We start from the raw sequence: 22,375 nt of genomic DNA, 5'->3' as shown, positions 1-22,375 counted from the left end.
AGACGTGGACTTTGTGCCAAAAAAGGCTCGTCCACGACCATGAACGCGGTATTGCAGCCCTTCCAAGAGTATTTTGCTGCCTGCTTTTAACGGCCGAGTCAAGCAAAACAGCTCTCGCTAGTTGAAGCGAATGGCCGTTTCAGCGGGGCCGCGACGGTGGCGCGTGTCATTCCGTACTCCCGAGAAGGCCCAGCGCGTCGCCCCAAAACTGCTACCCGCCCGCCGCAGATAACCGGCCCGTACCACGGTTTCGCGGCGACCATTGATCGGCCACCGTGTTGGCGCGGCGGTTCGCGCCGGAGGAGGCGGAAGCGGTGCTGTACCAAGGCGCGATTTTCTAGGGTTTGCAATGGAGCTTCTACCTCCCCCTTGTGGGGAGGTTGGACCGCAGGTCCGGGTGGGGGGCTGGCGCTGACCGCCCAGGAACGCAGCCCTCTTGGGCCCTCAGTTGAACCACAGCGCAAACGTCAGGAAGCCACCGCCGCCGAACTCGCTCTGGATCTGGTCGAAATCGTCGCTGGTCAGGATCCTGCCGCTTTCGAGATAGGGCGCGATGGCCGGGCCGGTGATCGACAGCACCAGGTCGAAGGGTTTCGGCTCGTCGAAGAAGCGCTTCATGTTGATGCCCTTGCCGGTGATGCGGAAATGCGGCAGCAGCACGCGGCCTTCGAGCAGGTCCTCGGCCATGGTCAAGGTGGCGAGCCAGGCCGCGACCTGCTGCTCTCCGACTTCGAGGCCGGTGAGCGGGTTTTCGCCCTTCTGTTGCGGTCCCGGCAGCCATTCGCGGTCATTGTCGGTCTCGGCGCGGATCGCCTTCCAGTCCTCGCGCGACAGCCGGATCATCTCCAGCAGGTGACGGCGCGCCGCCTGCCGCCGCTCGGGCTCGACCACCGGCCAGTTGACAAGATGCACCAGCGAGATGAAATCGGCGATGCGCCATTCCGAGGAGAAGATGCTGCTGCCCATGTCGCCAGCCGGCGGAACGAGGATGTCCTGCAACGGCAGTTTTGCGCGCGGGAAGAGCATGTGGAAGGAACCGTCGAACGTGCTCCTGAAATCATGCGCCAGCCAGAAATCGGCCTGCGCCATCAGGAACTCGGCATAGCCCTGCAGCCAATAACCGTCGGCGCGGTCGAAGCGGAAGGTGAGCGCAGGCGCGGCATCGTCGGGCGCCACGCCGCGCGACAGCGAGGCCATTATGGCGGCAATGCTTTCGTCCGGCGAGATCGTGCCGTCCTCGTTAAGGTCGATGCCGACTTGGGTGAGGTCAATGACAATGCCGATATCGGCATCGGCAGGCACCGAGCCCAGCGTGGCTGCGGATTTCTCGAGCCGGTTGCGGAAGGCGACCAATATGGCGCGGAACTGTTCGTAGGTCAGCGGTTCGGGGTTCGGGTTTTCCGGCACAGGCAGCCGCATCAGCGGCAGCATGAAGGATCGCGGGCTCTCGAAGCCGTGGCGGTGCAGGCCGCTGGCCAGCAATTCCAGCGCGGTGAAGAATTCGCCGGCGCCGGCGGCATAGGCGGATGCCGGGTCGGTGGATGCGGCTGCCTCCAGCGTCGAGAGCGCCGTGTCGCGCGCGACCACGGTTTTGGCCTCGAACAGAGCGGCCGCGGTTTCGGGCATGGCGGCCTGCGCCGAAGACATCGGCAGAACCAGAGCAAGTGCCAATGCCAGCAGACTTGCCAGTGGTGTCATTTTCCCCCTCCCATGCGCGTCGTGCCGGCAATCATACACGCATTTGCAATGCCGCGTCTGCCGGCCCTGACGCATGATTGTCATTGGCTGGCTTCAACGCGCCCGGCGGACGGTCTACACAGGGCAAACGATTGGACATCGCGTGTCGAACTATCCGCTCTCCTACAAACTGTCGTGGCTGCCGCGATTCCTGAAACCGTCGCTGGCCGGTGGTGTGCAAGGCTTCGCGCCCGTGGCCGGAACGATGGTGGATCGGGCGCCGAAACGGACGGTGCGGCTCGCCTTCGTCGGCGACATTTCGGCGGTGGCCAACCGCAGCGCGCCCGACTGTGATCCGGTGATCAAAACGCTGCTTGGCGCGGCCGACCTGGTGATCGGCAATTGCGAAAGCCCGATCGTGGACAAGCCAAGCGCCGTGCTCGGCACCAGGCTCGGCACCCATCACGCGATGAGCGAGCGCTTTCTCGGCGACGCGTTGGCGGCAGTCGGCATCTCGCGTGAAAGACTGGTGCTGTCGCTGGCCAACAACCATGTGCTCGACCAGGGCGTCGCCGGTTTCGATGAGACCGTGGCGGCGCTGAAGCGGCTCGGTATCGGCACTATTGGCCTCGCCGGCAACAGCCCGGTGCAGCCTGTCGAAGTCGGGCCGCTGACTGTCGGGTTCGCCGCCTTCACGCTGTGGCGCAATGCGGGCGAGGACCTGTTCGCCGGCCGCGTTTCGATGGCCGGCGATATTGCCCACCTGCGAGGTGACGGGTTCGATCTCCTCTGCGCCGTGCCGCATTGGGATTGGGAGTTCCGCCACTTTCCGCGCGCCGAAACGCGGAGACTGGCGAGGCGCCTGGCAGGGCAGGGCGTCGGGCTGATCGCCGGCCACCACGCCCATGTCGTGCAGCCGGTGGAGCGGATCGGCGATACGATTGTCGCCTATGGACTTGGCGATTTCCTCGGAACCGCCCTTATCCGCCAGCCTTGGCCGGGACGCATTGGCGGGATTCTTGTCGCCGACGTCAGCGCCGATGCGGGAACGCGGGGGTCAGTCATTTCCTACCGGATGCATCCCTTTGTGCGGCTGCGCGCCGGGGATCATGAGCGGCTGGCGCCGGTGGAAGGATTGGAGGGCCGCATGCGTGACAAGGTGGAGAGGCGGTTGAGCGCGGTCTTTCCGTAACTACAGGTGGTGGACATTGGCCAAGATCGCCATGTCGGCGCTTTTCCAAGCGCTGATGATTGGCGAATGAAGAGGCGGCGCAAGCATCTGTTGAAGAGGCGCTACAGTCGATACTTCAGACAAAACCGGCTATCATGAACCGGTCCAGGCAAGCGGGGGTGGCGGTGGAAACAGCGGATTTCATACCTGGCGACGCCGTGGTTGCCGGCATCCGGAAAAACATCGAGGCTTATGAAGCGGCGCGGGCCTCCGTGGTGCGGCAGGTACGCTGGCGGGTGCCGCTGTTCGTCGGTTTGGTGCTGGCGACGGTGGTGCTGATCGCCTGGCTGTTCAACAAGGTCGCCGATCCCAACGAGCAATGGTTCTCGACGCCGCATGTGTTCCTCTATGTCGTCGGTTTCGCGGTTTCGATCCTGCTTTATTTCCAGGCGATGAAGCCGGCGACGCGGCTGCAGCAATCATTTCGCCAAACACTGCTGCCCATCATCTTCGGCTTCATCCGCGACGTGCGCTACGCGCATGGCGGGCGGCCAAATTCCTTCGACCGGCTGCCGCGCGAGGCGGTCGGGCCGTTCAACCGGCAGTCGTTCGACGATGTCGTTTCCGGCCGCTACGAAGAGTTTCCGTTCGAGCTCTACGAAGCGGAACTGCGGGAAGGGACAGGCAAGGGCTCATCGACGGCCTTCAAAGGCGTGATCGTCGCCTTCGAAGCCATCGAACCGTTTCCGGGAATATTGGTGGCGACGCGGCGGACCAATGCCGTCGTCCGCTTCTTCCGTGGAATGTTCGCCAGCAAGATGCAGGAACTGTCATCCGGCGTGCCGGAACTGGATGCCGCCTATGAGTTCCGCACCGACAATGCCGAGGCGGCGCAGCCATTGGTGACCGGCCGGTTGACGCAAGCGCTGAAATGGCTGGGCGAAACCTGGCCGGAGGAACCCGCGCGCGTGGCCCTCAACGGCAGCGACGGTTTTCTGCTCCTGCCGCAGGCGAAGAATTTCTTCGAATTGCCCGCCATTTCGGTGCCACTGGACTACCAGACCCATGTCGCGCCGATGATATCGGATATGGGCGCGATGCTGGCGACGGCAGCGCTGGTGCGCAAGATCGGCGCCAGGGACGAAGCGGCTTGATCAGCCGGCGTTCCCGTCAGCAATCGAAGCCGTACTTTTCGCGCATGTTGTCCGCCTCTTCTTTCGACATTCGCTTGAACATCACGCAGATCGTGAAGCTGCCGACCTGATGGCCGTCTCGCGTATATCCCCAGTCGGAAATGTCGTCTCTGGTGAATTCTATGTTCTGGCCGAGCACGACGTTGCGCACTGCCTCCGGCTCATTGGCCAATATGCCGACAAACCCTGTCCCGGCACGGCGGAACGGTATGACCCAGAAGTGCTCGGTGACTTGCCCATCCCGCACCTTGACCTTCAACTTGAACCTGCCTGTGCCGGAGGGAGGCATTTCGGACAGTGCCAGGAATTCATCCAGGCCAGCGAGCGCCTGCTTGGTCGCCGCAGCCATGTCGGGATCGCCCGGAGCGAAGATGATCCCCTTGTCGTCACCCGGATCCACGCCTTGCGCGCCGACCGATCCCGGAGCAAGCGCCAGCATCAAGGCTGCGGCAATTCGGACCGCTGGTTTCATGGAAGGCCCCCCTTCATCGTTGCGGTCGACACAATGCTGCATCCCCATCCGGTTTGCAACCTTTGCGCGAGTCTTGTCTCTTCAGGTCCAAGGTGGCGGCGACCGTCGATGACAGACCGGCATGGTGACGCCGGTGAAGAAAGCTTCGTCCCTACAGCTTGCTCGGCACCAGGCCAGCCAGCCAGTTGGCCGAACGCTTGGCCATGTCGGCGGTCGCCGATACGGCGCGGCCAAGATCGGTCTTGACGACGGCATAGCCGTTTTTCGTACGATAGAGCACGCCGGTGCCGCCATCGACCACCTGTTCATAGGCGACCGGCCGCGCGGCGGCCGCTTCCATCGCCGTCGTCGGCGAGCCGACCGGGACCGTCGGCCTGTGGCTCAGCTCGGGCGGCAGCGTCGGCTCAACGGCGCGGCTGGCGGACTTCAACTCCGGGCGCGAAGCGGTCGCGGCCAGTTGCGAGGAGGACGCAGAGCCTTTCGCGCGGCAGATGCCAGAGACGAGCGGATAGTTAAAATTGCGCTCGTGCAGCATCTGGCTCTTCATCGCCGCTTCGCACTCGGCGATGGTCGACCACTTGGCCGGCGTCTCGCCGATATATTCGCAAAGCTTGGCGTCGCAGTCGCAGCCGACGATGGTCATGGCGACAAGGGCGGTCTTGATCACGGTCTCGTCCCCTCGATGTGCCCCTCGGCAGCCCATTCAGATGCAGTCGCGACCCACTGGGTGCAGCCCGCGGGCACGCTTTGGGCGACATGCGACAGTCCATCGCGCGTGAACAAGGCGGGATTTGGCCGCGATTGTGAAATGAGCGTGGCGGGCGCTCGACACAGCCGTTCTCCGCGCACCGTGGCCGAAAGGCCTCAGTAGTCGTAGACGTGCTCCAGCCTGGCGCCTGACTTGATCAGCGCCGGCAATACCAGATGCAGTTTGGGTACGGCTACGACCATGCCGGTGCGGCGTGACGATGGATCGGCCGGCAGCGGATAGCTGAACAGGATGCGCATGCCTTCGGGGACGGCGATCGAATCCGTGGAGAGCACGGTGATCATGATCTCGTCGTTGCCGCCGATCTCGACGAATGAGACGCCCTTGTCGATCAGGCGCGGAATCATGTCGGTGAACATCTGGTAGCGCTTGGTGACGAAAACGGTGCCGTCGGGGCCGTAGTCGCGTTCGAGCAAGGTGTCGGCTTCGTTGCGCGTCGCTTCGCCGACCGGTCCCTTGGCCCAGACGTGGATGTCGAGCAAGGCCGGATCGGACGTTGCCGCGAGTGCCTGCCTGATCAGGCTGGCATAGAACTGCTTGATCGTGTCGGCGAGGCCGAAGGCAAGCTTTCGTTCGCTGGAGCGCACGGCGCTGTCGCCCGGCGCCGGCTGGACCGCGAAAAGCCCGGCGCGCTTCTCGGCATAGGGAAACTGGTACCACGGCCCCTGGTCGAGGAAGGCGGCGTATTCGGCCGCCACCTTGCCCTGGTAGATGTCAGTCGCCGTGCGCCTGCCCGCAATCGCCTCGGTGATGCGGCCGACCGTGTTTTCATAAGCCCATTGCACGGCATGCTCGATCGTGTGGCTGGTGCCGATGACGACCGGCATCTGGTGGTTGGCGTAGTTGAACTTGTAGGCGGAGCTGGCGCGGATCACCATGGCGTAGTCCTGCCAGAAGCGGCCGACATAGGCGAAATAGGGAAAGCCGCTCGGCTGGTCCTTGGCGACGAAGCCGGCATATTCGCGCGCGGCATAGACGATGGCCCATTCCGGGTAGGTGAGGAAGGTCGATTCCTCAGGTCGCTGGTAGCCGGGGATTTCGGCGCGCACCCTGGCGGCGAGCGCCGGCTGCGGTGCACCTTCGGCGATACCCGGCAACGGTGTCTTGTCCAGCGACGGCGTCGTCAGGAAACCGTAGGCCAGCCCGGCGATCGGGATCAAGACAATGATGACGATCAGCCAGAGGATCGTCCTGATGATACGCTTCATGAAGCGAAACAGGACCATGGCCGGTCAGGCCATGGCGGCGGCAAGCTTCTGGATCAATGTCATGAAGTATCCCCCTTCAGCGAACCCGCCAGCAAACGCAAACGGACTCTGACAGGGCGATACTAACCGATTTTGGCGCGCGGTGAAGCGGCGCCCGCAACTTCGCCGGGAAGGCGCTTGAGCGGGAAGCAAAAAGACAGTCGGCGCCGGGATTTCTCCCAGCGCCTCCCTGTCAGACCAGGACACGGTCACGGCAGCAACTCCCCTAAAGTCGTCGCACCAAGCCGGCCTTGATTTTGACGGTCCTGCCAGTCGCCGCCCGAAGGCCGCGCCCGTTCCAGACCACGCCGGTCTCCACCCTTGCGGGCTTTGCCCTGCGGCCATCGAAGGTTTTTGCCGTCCTTCATGGCAGCATCGGTCCGCCGTCGGCGTTGGCACGCTTTCCGCGGCCCCGTAGGTCTCGGCTTCCGTCCCTCGAAGCAGGCGAGCCTGCTCTCGCTTCGGGCCGTACGGGCCTCAGGAAATCCGCCTTTCACTTTCGCCTTTCGGCTGGGCGATTGGTAGCCGCCTGAGATGGGTTAAACTTACGCCGGCCAAGGATGTTGGGGAATGCCCGCGGGCCTGTGGATAGCGGGATTATCGGGGACCATTGCCAGAAGTCTCGGAATTTCGCCCTCCAAGGCCTTGGACAGCCTGCCCTGCTTTTTCGGCACGCGAACCGAGAGCGCCTATTGCTCAGCCGACGGGCGCGGGCTTCAATGCCGGCAAAGGATCGGGCAGTGCGTGCCTGGCGCCTTGCGGGGAGGGATGCGCATTGAAGGTCGGGGTGGTGCTCAATCCGATTGCCGGCGGCGGCTGGCTGAAACGGCACTGGTCCGAGGTCGCCGCTTCGTTGAAAAATCACTTCGGCGATTTCGAACTGCGCGAAACGCAGGCCGAAGGCGATGCCGAAAGGCTGGCGCTCGACCTCGCGGCAAACGGGTTCGACCTGGTGATCGCGGCCGGTGGCGACGGCACGGCCAGCGAGGTGGCCGACGGCCTGTTGCAGGCGTCCAAGGAAAACGGCCGCGCGCCCGAACTCGGTCTGCTGCCGTGCGGCACGGGTATCGATTTCGCGCGCGGGCTCGGCCTGCCGAAGGAGGTGGACGCGACGCTGAAGCTGATCGCCGGGGCCAAGAGCAGGGCGGTCGATGCAGGGCGCATCTGCTATATCGACGACCATGGCGCGCTGGCCAGCCGGCACTTCGTCAACATTGCGAGCCTGGGGCTCTCGGGCGCTACCGATCGCGCCGTCAACGCCGACAAGCGCAAGGGCAAGGTTGCGGCCAAGACGTTGTTCCTGTGTCGCACCGTGGTCGAATTCGCCCGCTACCGGTTCCAGGATGTAACGATTTCAGTCGATGACGGCGCGCCGGTCGAGGCGCGCATGGCGCTGGTCGCGGTGGCCAATGGCAAATTCTTCGGCGGCGGCATGATGATCGCGCCGGACGCCGAACTGACCGACGGCCAATTCGACATCGTCATCCTGCGCGCGGCCAGCAAGCTGAAGCTGATCTGGGATATCCGCCTGCTCTATGGCGGCAGGCATCGCAACCATCCGGCCATCACCATCCTGCGCGGCAAGAAAGTGGTTGTCGAACCGCTCGGCGACGTGGAAAAGAACGGCGCGCTGGTCGACATCGACGGCGAGTCGCCCGGGCGCATACCAGCGACCTTCGAGATCCTGCCCGGCGCTCTGACGCTCAGATATTGAATCAAGACGTTGCGGCTTTGATTCAGGTCGCTCCGGTCCTGATTCCAGATGAGCGCTCAACCTTTTGAAACCGCTTCAAGTTTCCCGGATTCAGATTTCCAGTTTGGACGGAAAACCGGGCGCGCGCAGGTCGGCGCCGACAGCGTCCTCGAGCAATTTGACGATCTGGGTCGACCAGGCGCCGCCGCCGTAAGCCGCCTTGCCCTGCTCGAAAATCGCATTGACGCGCGATGCCAGTTCCACCGGCACACCGAAATCCCGACCCAGGCCGAGCGCGAAGCCGAGGTCCTTCAGCGCCAGGTCCATGGTGAAGCCGATGTCGTAGGAGCCGTTCAGGATGAGTTGGCTTTCGGTTTCGTGGACGAAGCTGTTGCCGGAGGAGGCGACGATGGCGTGATAGGCTTGGGCGAGGTCGAGCCCGCCTTGCCTGGCCAGCATCAGCGCCTCACCGGCGGCGACGAGATGGATGAAGGCCAGCATGTTGGTGATGACCTTGATCACCGCCGCCGAGCCGATCGGGCCCATCAGGAACGACTTCGCGCACATCGCATCGATGGCAGGGCGATGACGCCCGTAAAGATCGGCATCGCCACCGACCAGCGCGGTGATTTTCCCGGCCGCCGCCAGATGCACGCCACCGGTGACCGGGCATTCCAAGGTCTCGATTCCCCTGGCCGAGGCAAGGCCCGCGAGGCGCACGATCTCGTCGCGGCCATTGGTCGACATCTCAATCCAGGTGCCGCCGGCGGGGAGGCCGTTGAGCAGTCCATCAGGACCGGCGAGTACCGCCTCACTGACCCTCGGCGATGGCAGGCAGGTGATGGCATTGCCCGCCCGCTCAGCCGCCTCGGCGGGGCTGCCGGCAGCGATAGCGCCGAGCGCCACGAGGCGCTCGATAGCGGCCGGGTCGCGGTCGAACACGGTGACGGCAAAACCATTTCGGACCAGGCTGGCGGCTAGCTTGCCGCCGAGATGACCAAGGCCGACGAAGGCGTAGCCTTCGCTCACGGCATCAACGGCGTTTGCATCATCTGCAAATGCAGGTCCTTGCCGGTGTACGGATGGGCGTCGCAGACGTCTTCGTTGAGTTCGACGCCGAGGCCAGGTTCCTTCGACGGGATGACGTTGCCGTCCTGCCACTCGATCTTCTTCTTGAGCAACGTGGCGTAGAAACCGTCCCACTGCTTCAGCGATTCCAGGATCAGGAAGTTGGGCAGCGTCACCGCCAGCTGGATGTTGGCGGCGCCGACGATCGGTCCGCAATAGCAATGCGGCGCGATCTGGATGTGGTAGGCCTCGGCCATGGCGGCAATCTTCTTGGTTTCGAGAATGCCGCCGGAGCGGCCGAGGTCCGGCTGCAATATGGTCGCGGCGCGGTTCTCGATGACGCGGGCGAATTCGAACTTGGTCGTCAGGCGCTCGCCGGTGGCGATCGGGATCGAGGTCGCGCGGGCAACTTGTGCCATCACTTCGGGCATGTCGGGCGGCACCGGCTCCTCGAACCACAAGGGGTCATAGGGCTCGATGGCGCGCGCCAGGCGCAGGGCGCCGGAGGCGGTGAACTGACCGTGCGTGCCGAACAATATGTCGGCACGCGTGCCGACCGCCTCGCGGATCGCCTTGATCATGCGGGTCGAGACGTCGATGTCGAGCAGGCGCGGCTGGTGGCCGTCAAAGGCGGTGTAGGGACCGGCCGGGTCGAGCTTGACGGCATTGAAACCCTGCTCGACATATTCGAGCGCGCAGGCCGCCGCCATTTCGGGGTCGTTGTAGACATTCCTGCCGTCCGGGGCGTCCTCGGAATGGACGCTGCCGGTATGCGGATAGAGGTAAGTGTAGGAGCGCAGCGTCTCATGCACCTGGCCGCCGAGCAGCTTGAAGACGGGTTTGCCGGCTTCCTTGCCAATAATGTCCCAGCAGGCCATTTCCAGCGCCGAGAAGCAGCCCATGCCGGACACGTCGGGCCGCTGCGTGAAGCCGGAGGAATAGGCGCGGCGAAAGAAATTCTCGATGTCGTGGGGATCACGGCCGACGAGATAGCGCTCGGCCATGTCCTCGACCATCCTGGCCGTGACATGGGCGGAGAAGGTGGCGTTGTAGGCCTCGCCATATCCCACCACGCCGCCATCGGTGACGAGCTTGACGAAGATGAAATACTTGCCGCCGATGCCGGGCGGCGGATTGCCGACAACCCAGGTCTTGACGTCGGTGATCTTCATTCTTGGTCCTCCAGAACCAGTTCGGCGCCTTTCCATCCGGTCAGGATCGAGGCGGCGTTGGTGTTGCCGGTGATGTTGTCGGGAAAGATCGAGGCGTCGATCACGCGCAAGCCTTCCAGCCCATGTACCTTGAGCCGCGGATCGACCACGGCGCGCGCGGGATCGGGTCCCATGCGGCAGGTCGAAACCGGATGATAGACGGTGCCGGAGCGTTTCCTGAAATCCGTGATCAGGTCGGCGTCCGAAGTGATTGATGGGCCTGGCAAAACCTCCTCCGCGATGATCTCGGCCATAGCCGGCATCGAGGCGATCTTGCGCACGAATTTCACCGCCGCCAGCATCTCCTCGACATCGGCATTGGTTGAATAGGCGTTGGCGACGATCTTGGGATGGTCCAACGGATTGCTGGAGCGGATCATGATCTCGCCGCGGCTCGACGGGCGGCAGTTGGACAAGCCGATGGAGAAGCCAGGCCAAGGGTCCGGCGTCAGGATCGGGCGCTCGCCACTCTTCGGGATGACGGTCGAAAACGCCTGGAAATAGAGCTGCATGTTGGGGCGCGAAAAGGCCGGGTCGGTGCGGAAGAAGCCACCGCCGTGGTTCATCGACAGCGACAGCGGGCCAGAACGCGTCAGGATGTATTGCATGCCGACCATGAGCTTGCCCCACCAGGGACGCAGGATCTGGTTCAGCGTCGGCAGCCTGCCCTTGAAGGTGTAGTTGATGCCGACATGGTCCTGCAGATTGGCGCCGACATTCTCGTTGGCGTGAATGACCGGGATGCCAAACCCGTTGAGCAGCGCCGCCGGGCCAATGCCGGAGAGCTGCAAAAGCTGCGGCGAGTTGATCGAGCCGGCGGACAGGATAATTTCGCGGCCGGCGCGGGCCGTCTTCGTCTGGCCCTTCTGCAGATATTCGATGCCGACCGCACGCTTGCCTTCGAAAAGGATGCGGCTTGCCAGCGCGTTGGTCTCGACACGGACGTTTGCGCGCTTCATCGCCGGGCGCAGGAAGGCGCGCGCGGCCGACATGCGGCGGCCGTTGCGGGTCGAGATCTGGTAGACGCCGACGCCTTCCTGTGCAGCGCCGTTGAAATCGGGATTGAACGGCAGGCCGGCCTGCTGGCCGGCGGCGAGGTAGCGCCTCGTCAGCGGGTGGACGGCATCAGACGTATCGCTGATGTGCAGCGAGCCACCTCTGCCACGCCATCTGTCGGCCCCGGCTTCATTGTCCTCCAGCGCCTTGAAGGCCGGCAGCAGGTCGTCATAGCCCCAGCCGGGATTGCCCGCGTCGCGCCAGTCGTCGAAATCCTCGCGCGCGCCGCGGATCCACACCATGGCGTTGATCGAGCTGGACCCGCCAAGCAACTTGCCGCGCGGCCAGTGGTCGACATTGCCGCCAAGACCGGGATCCGGCTCGGTCTTGTAGTTCCAGTTGACCGTGGGATCGAAGAAGGTCTTGCCGTAGCCGAGCGGCATCTGCACGTAGAAGCGGCGGTCGCTGCCGCCGGCTTCGAGCACAAGCACCGAAAAGCGGTCCGAGGCCGACAATTTATCGGCGAGCACCGAACCGGCCGAGCCGGAGCCGACGATGATGAAGTCGTAGGTCTGCATGATGGGTATGGCCGGCTCCGGAAATCTGGCCGCAGCCTAGACGGGGCGGGCTTGCCGCGTCGCTGGGCCTTCCGGCATGCGTTGTGAAAAAAGCGACCGCGATGCCGGATCCAGTTGCGGGGAACCCTTAACAATCCCGCTTGATACGCATGGGGTCGACAGCTTATGCGAGGACATCGGCCAATCTGCGCAAGGCAGGAGATCCCATGCGTGTCCTGTCGGATGCTTTCATTCCCGAACTGCCGGGTCACTACAAGGGCAAGGTCCGCGAGAATTACGACCTCCCGGACGGGAGGCGCATCATCATCGCCACAGACCGGCTCAGCGCCTTCGACACCATCCTGACCTCGATCCCGTTCAAGGGCGAGGTCCTGACGCAGACGGCGCGGTACTGGTTCGAGGAAACCGCCGATATCTGCCCGAACCATGTTCTCGAATATCCCGACCCGAATGTCGTCGTCGGCACCAGGCTCGACATCCTGCCGGTCGAGATCGTCGTGCGCGGCTATCTGGCGGGCACCACCAGCACCTCGATCCTGACCCGCTATCGTCGCGGCGAACGGGACATGTATGGCATGCGGCTGCCGGACGGCCTGCGCGACAATGAGAAGCTGGCCGAACCGATCATCACGCCGACCAGCAAGGCCGCGCATGGCGGCCATGACGAGCCGCTGTCCAGGACCGAGATCATCGAACAGGGCCTGCTCACCCAGGCGCAGTGGGACACCGTCTCGGGCTACGCCTTGAACCTGTTCGCCCGCGGCCAGGCGCGTGCCGCCGAACGCGGCCTGATCCTCGCCGACACGAAATACGAATTCGGCATCGACCAAAACAGGACGATCATCCTGGCCGACGAAATCCACACGCCCGACAGCAGCCGGTACTGGATCGCCGGGAGTTACGAACAGGCCCTGGCGAACGGCACTCGGCCGGAGAGTTTCGACAAGGATTTCATCCGCTCGTGGGTGACGGCGCGCTGCGATCCCTACAGGGAGCCTATTCCGGAAATCCCGGATGAGATCGTCGAACAGGCCTCCAAAGTCTATGCGCAGGCTTACGAGGCCATCACCGGCAAGACGTTCGTCCCTGACGTTTCCGGGCATACTGTTCTCGATCGCATTCGAGCGAACCTCGAGCGCTATTTCTAGAAGGCCGCGAGCCCTTGCGGGGGGACTCGAAATGAAGGTCCGAGCCGTGGATCGCGATCGTCTCGCGTTGACGCGTTGGCGCCTTGACGATACGGGATCAGGGCAGTCAATCTCTGGGGATAACTCGCATGGTGCATTACGCGGACGGGCGGCCGATCGGCGATCTGACGCTGCGCACGCTGGCCATGCCTTCGGACGCCAATGCCGCCGGCGACATTTTCGGCGGCTGGGTGATGGCGCAGATGGACCTGGCCTGCGGCATCCGCGCCGCCGAGCGCGCCAAGGGCCGCGTGGTGACGGCGGCGGTCAAGGAGATGTCCTTCGCCAAGCCGATGAAGATCGGCGATACGCTGTGCATCTACACCCATGTCGAGCGCGTCGGCCGCACCTCGATGACGCTCAAGGTCGAGGCCTGGGCGCAGCGCTATCTCTCCGACCTGATGGAAAAGGTCACGCACGCCGATTTCGTCATGGTGGCGCTGGACGGCGAGGGCAAGCCGAAGGCCGTTCCGGCCGAAAGCTAAAGCCTGGGACCGCTGTGAAACTGTCTTTCAGCCCTGCGGCGGCGGTGCGGACACGAAGACAATCAGTCAATGATTGCTGAACGACTGTAGAATTTCAGCCATGCAGGCCATCGAATTTCGCACGCGCGGCCCGCACGCGCGTGGTGTTCCTGCGCGCCCATTCGCCGAGCGCGCTGACGGGGACCAGCAGTTCATGGCCGAGTTCGGTCAGCTCGTAGTCGACGCGCGGCGGAATGGTCGGGAACACGGTGCGGGTGACGAAACCGTCGCGTTCCAGCCCTCGCAAGGTGGTGGTCAGCATCTTCTGCGAGATGCCGCCGACAGCCGCGCGCAGCTCATTGAAGCGCAGCGGTCCGTCGCCGAGCTTGCCGACGACGAGCACGGTCCACTTGTCGCCGACGCGCTGCAGGATTTCCGAAACGGCACGGCAGTCTTCGGTGTTGTGCGGGTTCCTCAGTAACAAAAAGGTGCCTCCTTGCGCATGAAGTTGACAGGAACTCATATAGCCCCGGTATCCAAACGATACCAGCCTTACCTGCCCAGGAATTGCTTACCAGGAGAGCCCCTATGTCCAAACCCAAGATCGCCATCATCGTCGGTTCGACACGCGCCGCGCGCTTCGCCGACGTGCCCACCCAATGGATCGCCAAGATCGCCAAATCGCATGCCGATATCGAGGTCGATGTCGTTGACCTGCGCGATTTCCCGATGCCCTTCTTCGACGAGGTCGCATCCTCCGCCTGGGTGCCATCGACCAACGAGGTGGCGCAGCGCTGGCAGAAGAAGGTCGCCGAATATGACGGCTTCATCTTCACCGCCGCCGAGTACAATCACGGCCCGACGGCCGTGCTGAAGAACGCCATCGACTACGCCGCCAATGAATGGAACAAGAAGCCGGCCGGCTTCGTCGGCTATGGCAGCGTCGGCGGTGCCCGCGCTGTCGAGCAGCTGCGCCTCCACGCGGTCGAATTGCAGATGGCGCCGGTCAAGTCGGCCGTCCATATCGCCTGGGGCGATTTCCTCGCGGTGCGCCAGGGCGAGAAGAAGCTCGAGGAGATCGAGCACCTGAACCAGGCCGCGACCGCGCTCGTCAACGACGTCGCCTGGTGGGCCAAGGCGCTCAAGACCGCGCGCCAGGCCGACGCCATAGACGAGGAAATCAAGGCGGCCTGACCGCCTCGAAATCATCCTCCCAAGGATGTGGGGCGGCGCTTGCGCCGCCCTTTTCAATTGCGAAAGGCTGCTTGCTCGTCCCGCCCTGGTCGTGGCCGGATGACGCAGTCGGCAAGGCGATGCTTTTCGTTCAGTTCGTCGGCGTGGTGCTGGCCCCATTGGCACAGCGCCAGCAGGATGGGCTCGAGGCTGAGGCCGAGCGGCGTGGCGGAATATTCGACGCGCGACGGAACTTCGGCGAAGATTTCGCGGCTGACGAGACCGTGCTCCTCCATTTCGCGGAGCTGCTGGATCAGCACTTTCTGGGTGATGCCCGGCATCAGCGCCTTGAGTGCGGTCAGCCGCCTTGGGCCGTCGAAGAGATGGTAGAGGATGACCGCCTTCCAGCGCCCTGCGATCACTTTCAGGGCGCGCTCCGCCGGCAGCATCGGCAGTCTCTTGGTTATTCCCGCCATGGTCACCACCTGGTCAGCAGGGGACAAATGAGTGTGTAGTCGAGGTCTCGCAGATAGTGGCAAACCGCGGCCGATGCCATAGCGATCGGAGTTTGCCATGAAAGCCGCACAATTCAGCCGTTTCGGCGGCCCCGAGGTGCTGGAGACTGTCGACCTGCCGACGCCGGAGCCGCAGGCCGGCGAGGTGCTGATCCGCGTTCATGCCGCCGGCATCAACTTTTTCGAGGTGCTGATGCGCGCGGATGGTTATGCGGTGACGCCGCAATTGCCGATGGTTCCCGGCGTCGAGGCGGCGGGCGTCGTCGAGGCCGTCGGGCAAGGGGTGGACGGTGCGCTGATCGGGACCCGGATCGCGGCGCCCTTGTTTGCCTCGACACGCCCCTTTGGCGGCTATGCCGAGTATGTGACGATCGACGCAGGCTTGGGCCTTCCCCTACCGGCTCCGCTTTCGTCCGAGGAGGCGACGGCGTTGATGGTGCAGGGGCTGACCGCCTTTCATCTGTTGCGGCAAAGTCCGCCGGCGAACAGGACGGTTTTGGTTCCCGCCGCCGCGGGCGGGGTCGGTTCGCTGCTCGTCCAGTTGGCGAAGCGCCAAGGCGCGCGCCGGGTCATTGGGCTCGCCGGCGGCAAGGCCAAGCTCGACGTCGCCATGTCGCACGGTGCCGACATCGCCATCGATCGTCATTCCGGAGACTGGGAGGCCGAAACCAGAGACGCCGCGCAGGGTGGTCTCGATACGATCTATGACACCGTCGGCGGAGCGATGACCGGGGACTTCCTCGATATCCTGGCGCCCGGTGGCGAGCTCGTGTTTGCAGCACTTGGCCGCTATGCGCTTGGCGTTGCCCGGCTGGAGGCGATGATCGGCAGGAATCAGTCGTTGAAGGGCTTCGCGCTGCTCCCGCTGTTGTCCCCTGGGGTGCTGAGAGCGAGCCTTTCGGAGCTTTTCGATCTGGCTGCCAGCGGCGACATTGTCGTCACGACTGGCGGGCGCTTTCCGCTCGACCAAGCCGGCGAGGCGCATCGCCTGCTCGAAGAGCACCGCTCGATCGGCAAGGTCGTGCTGATACCCTAGCGTCGGGCTGCCGCGCAATCCGCTGGGGATGGAAATAGCCTTCGGCCCAAAATCGTGCGTGTCAAACGCCGGCGACGGCGAAAAGCCAGGCCAGGATATCGAACAACAAAAGAACCAGCGCGATCTGCAATGCCACCCGAAGCCGCTGGATGATGCGCCAGTTGCTGGCCATGTCGGCCTTGATGCGAAGGGCAAGCGCGCGCTGCATGGCCGATATCTTCAGCGGCCTGTCGCCATCGACATATTGATGGAGCAGCTCTTCCGGATCGAAGCGGAACGTGTATTTGTGATAGGGCCAAAGCAGGAAGACGATCAGTCCGCCGATGCCGAACAGCAGGGCCACTGCGATCCAATCCCAGAGCCCGAGCCCGTCGGAAAGCGCCCTTGCGCCAAGCAACGAGTTTACAAACGCGGTGGCGAAGATGAGGCTGCCCGCGCGCGTGTTCATGTTCTCGACGAGATTCTGCTGATGATTGAGGCCTCGCACCGCCTCCTGATAGATAAATGCCAGGCGAGGATCGTCGTCGGCAGGATCGCTTGCGACTGCCGTGTTGCTGTCTCCGGCGCCGGTACGTTCAGTCATGAGAATGCTCTATGCCGCATCGGTGATGCGTCACCTTAGCTCAAAATCCCTTGGCGCTAAAACGTGCCGGAGCATCAGTGGCGAGGTGAAACCACTTGGCGTCGCAGAAAAGCCGAACCAGGCGGCAAACGCCATGCACGTTTCCTGGAGTTGTTCTAGCCACCCCATGAAAGCGCGAAGCGCCGATCATTGTAGTCCTTGAGATATCGGGAGTGGATCGGCGCGGCGAGATGCCGGGATTTCATGTAGACATACGCCGAGACAGGCGGCCCGCCATCGACAGGCTCTGCTTCGATCAGCACGCGCAAATTTCCGGGCTTGCCAACGGATTCGATCCTGTCGAGGTTTGCCAAGGCGCGATCGTCCACGGCGTAGAGTTCGCCGCCGACCTGGAAGCCGACGCCTGGTTCATTGAACATCATCGGAGCGAAGCGAGGTCCAGCGATCAGCATCGGGAAGCGCTCTCGCGTCCTGTAGGCGCCCAGAAATGCGGCTTCGGACAAACCCTCGCCGTGAAGGGGAAAGCCTTTCTTCAAGGTACCAAACACGAAGAGTTTCCGCATCATGCGCGGGGAACGCCGGCCAAGCTTGGGAGTTCATCTGTTTTCATCGGCGTTCGGGGCAGCGGAAGTGAGCAAGACAGCGGATTCAGCATCGTATCCGGGCTGAGGCGTGGAGCTGTGAAGGTTGCTTTCGCGCGATGCCGGACCGATACGGGTTGGCCCTCCATATGGGCGGAGCTGCCATCTGGCTCGGCCGTTCTGCCCTGATATATCCGGCCGCGATCCATCACATGAGCAAAGCCCCGTGATGTCATCCAGCCTGGCAGGCGTCGTTTCCCCCATGATCCCGGTGCTGGTGTGCGCGCTCGGCATCTTCCTTCTGTCGGGGATGGATGCGGCGATGAAGGTTCTGGTCATTGCCGTGGGCGTCTACAACACGGTGCTATGGCGCAGTATGCTGGCAACCGTGGTCGCGGGCGCCGGCTGGTCGGCAGGGTCGCGTTCATTTCCCGCCCTTTCCGTGTTGAGGCTGCATGCGCTGCGTGCCGTTGTTGTCGGCATTGTCTTGCTGTCGTTCTTCTGGGGGCTTGCCAGGCTGCCGCTGGCGGAGGCGATCGGCCTCAGTTTCGTGGCGCCGCTGTTTGCGCTCCTGCTGGCCGCACTGTTGCTGGGCGAACGGATACAGCGACAGGCGATCTGGGCATCGCTGGCCGGCATTGCCGGCGTCGCAATCATAATAGCCGGGCAGTTCGGGCATGCGACCTATGCCGAGGATGCCCTGCTCGGCACGGCCGCCGTGCTGGTATCGACGGTGTTCTACGCCTACAATCTGATCCTCGCGCGGCAACAGGCGCTGCTGGCCAAGCCGATCGAAATCATGCTGTTCCAGAACCTTTGCGTTGCCGTCATCCTCGGCCTCGCGGCACCCTGGCTTGCCATTGCGCTGCCAAGCGAGCTCTGGCTTCCTCTCGCCGGGGTGACGGCGCTTTCGCTCGCCGGCCAATTCCTGATGAGCTGGGCCTACGCGCGCGCCGAAGCGCAATATCTGATCCCGACCGAATACTCCGCCTTCATCTGGGCGATTGCGCTTGGGTGGTTCTTCTTCGACGAGGCGGTGACCTGGACCACGCTGGCGGGAGCGGGCCTCATCGTGGCCAGTTGCCTGATCGCCTCGCGCTCGAACCCGAAGCTTTCCGAACCGATCGAAGCCGCGGTTTGACGGTGTTCCCCTGCGACAAATAGCAGGCACTGCGCCGCCGGCCCGAGGCCTGTTCCCTCGCTCGATGCGCCAGCCCTCGAATTCGCCCATCGCTCCAGAGCGGCAATGTTACGGCCCGCCAGAAAGCCGGAATCGCTTTTTTGTGACCTACGCCAGGCGTGGCAGCAAGTATATCGCCGTTTTCTCGGTATAAGCGAAAATTTTATTAAAAGTTTTACTGACTTCATTACGATTTATAGACCATTTCTTGGCCTCTAGTGCTTTCGTTTCGAAAAATGTCACCCAACAGTCGATGTAATGCTGAACTGTGTGGCAAGCTCCTGGAACGACATCGTGCATGGCAACGTTGCTCCGTAAGCGGTTGCCGTTTCGAATGACCTGAACAGGCGCGAGGAAAGGATTTCCTGATGAGCACCGTCGTGAACGCCAAAGGCATCCCTCTCCCCTACACGGGCACGTCCACCCATTGGTTCTCGGCGACCGGATCCGGGCCGGAATTGCACGGCACCTCCGGCAACGACTCCTTCTGGGGGGACGCCAGCGTCAACGTCACCATCTATGGCGGCGCGGGCGACGACTACTATCACCTCTATTCCACCAACAACAAGGTGGTTGAGGATCCCGGGACTGGCATCGACACGATCGACACATGGATGAGCTACAAGCTCCCCGACAATTTCGAGAATCTCGTCGTCACCGGCAACAATCGCTATGCGTTCGGAAATGCGTTGGACAACATCATCAAGGGTGGCTCGGGCCATCAGACGCTGGATGGCGGTCAGGGCAACGACGTGCTGATCGGCGGCAGCGGCGCCGACACTTTCATCATCACCAAGGGCAATGGAAGCGACCTGATCACCGATCTCGGCGCGGACGACACGGTCCGCCTCAATGGCTACGACTTCATGTCTTTCGACGACGTCAAGGCACATATGACCCAGGCAGGATCGAACCTTCTGCTGAACCTCGGATCCGACGAGGTGCTGGTCTTCAACAACACGACGGTGGACAAGCTGGCGCCCAGCCAGTTCGAACTGCCGATCGACAAGTCCGGAATGACGCTGTCCTTTTCCGACGACTTCAACACGCTCAGCCTTTGGAACGGCCATGATGGCACCTGGAATTCCAACTTCTGGTGGGGAGCGCCGAACGGAAGCACGTTGAGCAGCAATGGGGAGCTGCAATGGTACATCGACGCCAATTACGGCCCGACCAGCTCAGTCCACCCGTTCAGCGTGGAAAACGGGGTGCTCACCATCACTGCGGCGCAAGCGCCCGAAGACATCAAGCCACTGATCAACAATTACGAATACACCTCGGGCATCCTGACGACCCACGAAAGCTTCTCGCAGACCTACGGCTATTTCGAAATGCGGGCGGACCTGCCCGAAACGGCCGGAGCCTGGCCGGCCTTCTGGCTGCTGCCGGAAGACGGCTCGTGGCCGCCGGAACTGGACGTCCTGGAAGCGCGCGGGCAGGATCCGAACACGCTCATCATGACGGCGCACACGAACGAGACGGGACAGCACACCAAGGTCTCTTCCTCGGTGAATGTTTCGGACACCGACGGCTTCCATACCTATGGCCTGCTGTGGACACCGGATACGCTCGTCTGGACCTATGACGGCGTAAAGGTCGCCGAAGCCGCGACGCCGTCCGACATGCACACGCCCATGTACATGCTGGCCGATCTAGCCGTCGGCGGTTTTGCCGGCGCGCCTCCCGACCATCTCGCCACGCCGGCGGAGATGAAGATCGACTATATCCGCGCCTATACGCTGGATGACCTGCAGCACCACCCCCTGGACGTTGCGGGCGACCACTCGGTCTGAGCGCCGATGTCTCGGGACATGAGCCGCCAAGGGAGCGCGGGAACGATGGGACAGTCAGGTCTGCGGGCGGTCTTGTGGCGCGCCATCGCCGATGTCGGCGTTTTCTCGTTGCTGATCAACGTCCTGCTGCTGGTGATCCCGCTCTATCTGTTGCAGGTGTATGATCGGGTCCTGCCTTCCTCCAATGTCGAGACGCTTGTCTACCTGTCGGTCATCGCGGTTCTCGCGCTGGTCTTTCTGGGCTTTCTGGACGCGGTGCGCTCCATTTACACGCAGCGCGTCGCGGCCAGCATCGACAGCAAGCTCGGGGCGGAGACGTTCGCCGCTTCGCTTGGCGCCGACCACGCCTCCGCAGGCCTGTCGCCATTGCGTGATCTCGCCTCGGTATGCGCCTTCATCAGGTCGCGCGGCGTGGCGGTCCTGTTCGACCTGCCGTTTGCTCCGTTCTTCCTCGGACTGCTCTACCTGATCCATCCCGTCCTGTTCTGGTTCACCCTGGCTGGCGTGGCGATGCTGCTTGCACTGGTCCTGGCAACCCAGCTTGCCATCGGCAGGAACGACGCTTTGTTTTCACGACGTTCGGCGGTCGCCAGCCAGTCGGAGCAGGCCTTTGCCCGCGACGCCGAGACGCTGCGCGCCATGGGCATGGTCCAGAACGCCGCGCGGGCTTGGGGAAAGCACGTCGCCGAAGCGCTGATCGTTCACGACCGCGCGTCGACGGCTAATGCGATCTTCAGCGGAACGTCGCGGGCGGTGCGGATGATGCTGCAGCTGGCGATACTGGGCGTGGGTGCGTGGCTGGTCCTGCAAGGCAAGATGACGGCCGGGATGATATTCGCGTCTTCCCTGGTATCGTCGCGCGCGCTGCAGCCGCTCGACCAACTGATCGGCTCGTGGCGGCAGATCGTCGACGCCAGACGATCGTGGAAACGGCTGGAGGCAACCCTTTCGGCACGTCCGTCCGCGGTGCAAAAACTGGCCTTGCCTGATCCGTCAGGCGCGATTTCGGCGCAGGATCTGATCTACGTCGCGCCGAATACGCCCGGCGGTCCGCCCATCGTCAAGAGGCTGAATTTCCACATCGGGGCCGGCGAGGCGGTGGCGATCGTCGGCCCGAGCGGAGCCGGCAAATCGACGCTCGCCAGATTGCTTGTCGGTGCGCTCCAACCGGTCAGCGGCTCGGTCAGGATCGACGGTGCCGATCTCAGGACCTGGGACGAAAAGCAGCTTGGAAGGCATATCGGCTATCTCGCGCAGGAGGTGGAACTGTTCCCGGGATCGATCGCGGAGAACGTCGGCCGCTTCGACCCCGACGCGGATGACGCCTCGATCGTCGAGGCGGCAAAGCGTGCCCAGGCCCATGAACTGATTTTGACGCAGCGCGACGGCTACCAGACGATGATCGGTCTCTCTGACAGGGCGCTGTCGGGCGGCGAGCGCCAAAGGATCGGGCTGGCGCGCGCCCTGTACGGCAACCCCAGAATTCTCGTCCTGGACGAGCCCAACGCTCATCTCGACGGCGCCGGCGAAGCGGCGCTCGAAGCGGTGCTCTCGGATGCGCGGTCGGCGGGGATTACCTTGATCGTGATCACGCACCGCCCTTCGATCGCAGCGGCCTGCGACCGCGTGATGCTGCTGCGCGACGGCGCGATCGAAGCCTTCGGCCCGAGCAGCGATTTGCTGCGGCAGCCGCTCGCCGGCAATTCTTCCCGGCAGAATACGGTGGTGACGGGGTCGTTCGCCACGACCCTCCGCAGCGCCCCGCAAAAAACCCGCTTTGGATCGTAG

The 22,375-nt window shown here is 63.4% G+C and carries 21 protein-coding genes; 10 read left to right on the top strand and 11 right to left on the bottom strand.

Annotated features, from left to right (window positions below):
• Nucleotides 1–444: 444 nt before the first annotated feature.
• Nucleotides 445–1,698: a hypothetical protein gene (locus tag FJ986_RS21540; RefSeq protein ID WP_140666098.1), complete on the bottom strand. Its 1,254-nt coding sequence runs from the start codon at nucleotides 1,696–1,698 to the stop codon at nucleotides 445–447.
• 142 nt (nucleotides 1,699–1,840) lie between these two features.
• Between FJ986_RS21540 and FJ986_RS21535 the strand changes: the two genes are divergently transcribed.
• Both FJ986_RS21535 and FJ986_RS21530 read left to right on the top strand, forming a co-directional pair.
• On the top strand, nucleotides 1,841–2,869 hold the full coding sequence (locus tag FJ986_RS21535) for a CapA family protein (RefSeq protein WP_140666100.1): 1,029 nt from the start codon (nucleotides 1,841–1,843) through the stop codon (nucleotides 2,867–2,869).
• Nucleotides 2,870–3,033: 164 nt separating this feature from the next.
• Complete coding sequence (locus FJ986_RS21530) at nucleotides 3,034–4,002, top strand: DUF3137 domain-containing protein (protein WP_140666159.1); 969 nt, start codon at nucleotides 3,034–3,036, stop codon at nucleotides 4,000–4,002.
• 16 nt (nucleotides 4,003–4,018) lie between these two features.
• On the opposite strand, the gene FJ986_RS21525 is transcribed toward FJ986_RS21530, so the two are convergent.
• The 3 genes from FJ986_RS21525 to FJ986_RS21515 form a co-directional block, all read right to left on the bottom strand.
• Entirely contained in the window at nucleotides 4,019–4,513 is a 495-nt protein-coding gene (locus FJ986_RS21525; protein ID WP_140666102.1) for a DUF2314 domain-containing protein, read from the bottom strand.
• A gap of 151 nt (nucleotides 4,514–4,664) precedes the next feature.
• Nucleotides 4,665–5,180: a hypothetical protein gene (locus FJ986_RS21520; RefSeq protein WP_140666104.1), complete on the bottom strand. Its 516-nt coding sequence runs from the start codon at nucleotides 5,178–5,180 to the stop codon at nucleotides 4,665–4,667.
• A gap of 197 nt (nucleotides 5,181–5,377) precedes the next feature.
• Nucleotides 5,378–6,508 (bottom strand): hypothetical protein, encoded by a 1,131-nt coding sequence (locus tag FJ986_RS21515; RefSeq protein WP_140666106.1) that lies wholly within the window; start codon nucleotides 6,506–6,508, stop codon nucleotides 5,378–5,380.
• 796 nt (nucleotides 6,509–7,304) lie between these two features.
• Between FJ986_RS21515 and FJ986_RS21510 the strand changes: the two genes are divergently transcribed.
• The gene (locus FJ986_RS21510; protein ID WP_140666108.1) at nucleotides 7,305–8,243 is read left to right on the top strand and encodes a diacylglycerol kinase family protein; all 939 of its coding nucleotides are present in this window, start codon (nucleotides 7,305–7,307) and stop codon (nucleotides 8,241–8,243) included.
• 90 nt (nucleotides 8,244–8,333) lie between these two features.
• Here FJ986_RS21510 and FJ986_RS21505 read toward each other — a convergent pair whose 3' ends face one another.
• Genes FJ986_RS21505 through FJ986_RS21495 form a run of 3 tightly spaced genes read right to left on the bottom strand, consistent with a single transcriptional unit; the run spans nucleotide 8,334 to nucleotide 12,075 of the window.
• Nucleotides 8,334–9,251: an NAD(P)-dependent oxidoreductase gene (locus FJ986_RS21505; RefSeq protein ID WP_140666110.1), complete on the bottom strand. Its 918-nt coding sequence runs from the start codon at nucleotides 9,249–9,251 to the stop codon at nucleotides 8,334–8,336.
• Nucleotides 9,248–10,462 carry a mandelate racemase/muconate lactonizing enzyme family protein gene (locus FJ986_RS21500; protein ID WP_140675566.1) on the bottom strand — a complete coding sequence of 405 codons (1,215 nt, stop codon included), beginning with the start codon at nucleotides 10,460–10,462 and terminating at the stop codon, nucleotides 9,248–9,250. The genes FJ986_RS21505 and FJ986_RS21500 overlap by 4 nt, the downstream gene beginning before the upstream one ends.
• The gene (locus FJ986_RS21495) at nucleotides 10,459–12,075 is read right to left on the bottom strand and encodes a GMC family oxidoreductase N-terminal domain-containing protein (protein WP_140675564.1); all 1,617 of its coding nucleotides are present in this window, start codon (nucleotides 12,073–12,075) and stop codon (nucleotides 10,459–10,461) included. The genes FJ986_RS21500 and FJ986_RS21495 overlap by 4 nt, the downstream gene beginning before the upstream one ends.
• Nucleotides 12,076–12,281: 206 nt before the next feature.
• On the opposite strand from FJ986_RS21495, the gene FJ986_RS21490 reads away from it, so the two are divergent.
• Together FJ986_RS21490 and FJ986_RS21485 are read left to right on the top strand one after the other, a co-directional pair.
• Nucleotides 12,282–13,223: a phosphoribosylaminoimidazolesuccinocarboxamide synthase gene (locus FJ986_RS21490; protein WP_140495979.1), complete on the top strand. Its 942-nt coding sequence runs from the start codon at nucleotides 12,282–12,284 to the stop codon at nucleotides 13,221–13,223.
• Nucleotides 13,224–13,351: 128 nt separating this feature from the next.
• Nucleotides 13,352–13,747, top strand: coding sequence for an acyl-CoA thioesterase (locus FJ986_RS21485; RefSeq protein WP_091579483.1), 396 nt, complete (start codon nucleotides 13,352–13,354; stop codon nucleotides 13,745–13,747).
• A gap of 94 nt (nucleotides 13,748–13,841) precedes the next feature.
• Here the strand turns inward: FJ986_RS21485 and FJ986_RS21480 are convergent, their stop codons facing one another.
• Complete coding sequence (locus tag FJ986_RS21480; RefSeq protein WP_181165214.1) at nucleotides 13,842–14,210, bottom strand: helix-turn-helix domain-containing protein; 369 nt, start codon at nucleotides 14,208–14,210, stop codon at nucleotides 13,842–13,844.
• Nucleotides 14,211–14,314: 104 nt separating this feature from the next.
• Between FJ986_RS21480 and FJ986_RS21475 the strand changes: the two genes are divergently transcribed.
• Nucleotides 14,315–14,920, top strand: coding sequence for an NADPH-dependent FMN reductase (locus FJ986_RS21475; protein WP_140495977.1), 606 nt, complete (start codon nucleotides 14,315–14,317; stop codon nucleotides 14,918–14,920).
• Between the two features lie 53 nt (nucleotides 14,921–14,973).
• Here the strand turns inward: FJ986_RS21475 and FJ986_RS21470 are convergent, their stop codons facing one another.
• Nucleotides 14,974–15,375 (bottom strand): helix-turn-helix domain-containing protein, encoded by a 402-nt coding sequence (locus FJ986_RS21470; protein WP_140495976.1) that lies wholly within the window; start codon nucleotides 15,373–15,375, stop codon nucleotides 14,974–14,976.
• Nucleotides 15,376–15,472: 97 nt separating this feature from the next.
• On the opposite strand from FJ986_RS21470, the gene FJ986_RS21465 reads away from it, so the two are divergent.
• Entirely contained in the window at nucleotides 15,473–16,450 is a 978-nt protein-coding gene (locus tag FJ986_RS21465; RefSeq protein WP_140524888.1) for a zinc-binding dehydrogenase, read from the top strand.
• 61 nt (nucleotides 16,451–16,511) lie between these two features.
• On the opposite strand, the gene FJ986_RS21460 is transcribed toward FJ986_RS21465, so the two are convergent.
• Nucleotides 16,512–17,033, bottom strand: a complete 522-nt coding sequence (locus FJ986_RS21460; RefSeq protein WP_181168554.1) for a hypothetical protein — start codon at nucleotides 17,031–17,033, stop codon at nucleotides 16,512–16,514.
• A 155-nt stretch (nucleotides 17,034–17,188) separates the two neighbouring features.
• Entirely contained in the window at nucleotides 17,189–17,581 is a 393-nt protein-coding gene (locus FJ986_RS21455; protein WP_246674162.1) for a gamma-glutamylcyclotransferase family protein, read from the bottom strand.
• 262 nt (nucleotides 17,582–17,843) lie between these two features.
• Here FJ986_RS21455 and FJ986_RS21450 point away from each other — a divergent pair, with 262 nt between their 5' ends.
• From FJ986_RS21450 to FJ986_RS21440, 3 genes are all read left to right on the top strand, one after another.
• Nucleotides 17,844–18,755, top strand: a complete 912-nt coding sequence (locus FJ986_RS21450; RefSeq protein ID WP_140675682.1) for a DMT family transporter — start codon at nucleotides 17,844–17,846, stop codon at nucleotides 18,753–18,755.
• A gap of 407 nt (nucleotides 18,756–19,162) precedes the next feature.
• On the top strand, nucleotides 19,163–20,587 hold the full coding sequence (locus FJ986_RS21445; RefSeq protein ID WP_140582101.1) for a family 16 glycosylhydrolase: 1,425 nt from the start codon (nucleotides 19,163–19,165) through the stop codon (nucleotides 20,585–20,587).
• A 45-nt stretch (nucleotides 20,588–20,632) separates the two neighbouring features.
• On the top strand, nucleotides 20,633–22,375 hold the full coding sequence (locus FJ986_RS21440; RefSeq protein WP_140582099.1) for a type I secretion system permease/ATPase: 1,743 nt from the start codon (nucleotides 20,633–20,635) through the stop codon (nucleotides 22,373–22,375).

Origin of the sequence: Mesorhizobium sp. B1-1-1, from assembly GCF_006442955.1 — a bacterium.
Lineage (GTDB): Bacteria > Pseudomonadota > Alphaproteobacteria > Rhizobiales > Rhizobiaceae > Mesorhizobium.
The sequence above is the reverse complement of the archived record's forward strand: the minus strand, read 5'-3'. Positions and strand labels throughout refer to the sequence as shown.

Bases quoted from the DNA above. Each gene is read 5' to 3' on its own strand.
- FJ986_RS21540 (WP_140666098.1), bottom strand. From the start codon at position 1,698: ATGACACCACTGGCAAGTCTGCTGGCATTGGCACTTGCTCTGGTTCTG.
- FJ986_RS21525 (WP_140666102.1), bottom strand. From the start codon at position 4,513: ATGAAACCAGCGGTCCGAATTGCCGCAGCCTTGATGCTGGCGCTTGCT.
- FJ986_RS21515 (WP_140666106.1), bottom strand. From the start codon at position 6,508: ATGGTCCTGTTTCGCTTCATGAAGCGTATCATCAGGACGATCCTCTGG.
- FJ986_RS21500 (WP_140675566.1), bottom strand. From the start codon at position 10,462: ATGAAGATCACCGACGTCAAGACCTGGGTTGTCGGCAATCCGCCGCCC.
- FJ986_RS21495 (WP_140675564.1), bottom strand. From the start codon at position 12,075: ATGCAGACCTACGACTTCATCATCGTCGGCTCCGGCTCGGCCGGTTCG.
- FJ986_RS21490 (WP_140495979.1), top strand. From the start codon at position 12,282: ATGCGTGTCCTGTCGGATGCTTTCATTCCCGAACTGCCGGGTCACTAC.
- FJ986_RS21485 (WP_091579483.1), top strand. From the start codon at position 13,352: ATGGTGCATTACGCGGACGGGCGGCCGATCGGCGATCTGACGCTGCGC.
- FJ986_RS21475 (WP_140495977.1), top strand. From the start codon at position 14,315: ATGTCCAAACCCAAGATCGCCATCATCGTCGGTTCGACACGCGCCGCG.
- FJ986_RS21470 (WP_140495976.1), bottom strand. From the start codon at position 15,375: ATGGCGGGAATAACCAAGAGACTGCCGATGCTGCCGGCGGAGCGCGCC.
- FJ986_RS21465 (WP_140524888.1), top strand. From the start codon at position 15,473: ATGAAAGCCGCACAATTCAGCCGTTTCGGCGGCCCCGAGGTGCTGGAG.
- FJ986_RS21460 (WP_181168554.1), bottom strand. From the start codon at position 17,033: ATGACTGAACGTACCGGCGCCGGAGACAGCAACACGGCAGTCGCAAGC.
- FJ986_RS21450 (WP_140675682.1), top strand. From the start codon at position 17,844: ATGTCATCCAGCCTGGCAGGCGTCGTTTCCCCCATGATCCCGGTGCTG.
- FJ986_RS21445 (WP_140582101.1), top strand. From the start codon at position 19,163: ATGAGCACCGTCGTGAACGCCAAAGGCATCCCTCTCCCCTACACGGGC.
- FJ986_RS21440 (WP_140582099.1), top strand. From the start codon at position 20,633: ATGGGACAGTCAGGTCTGCGGGCGGTCTTGTGGCGCGCCATCGCCGAT.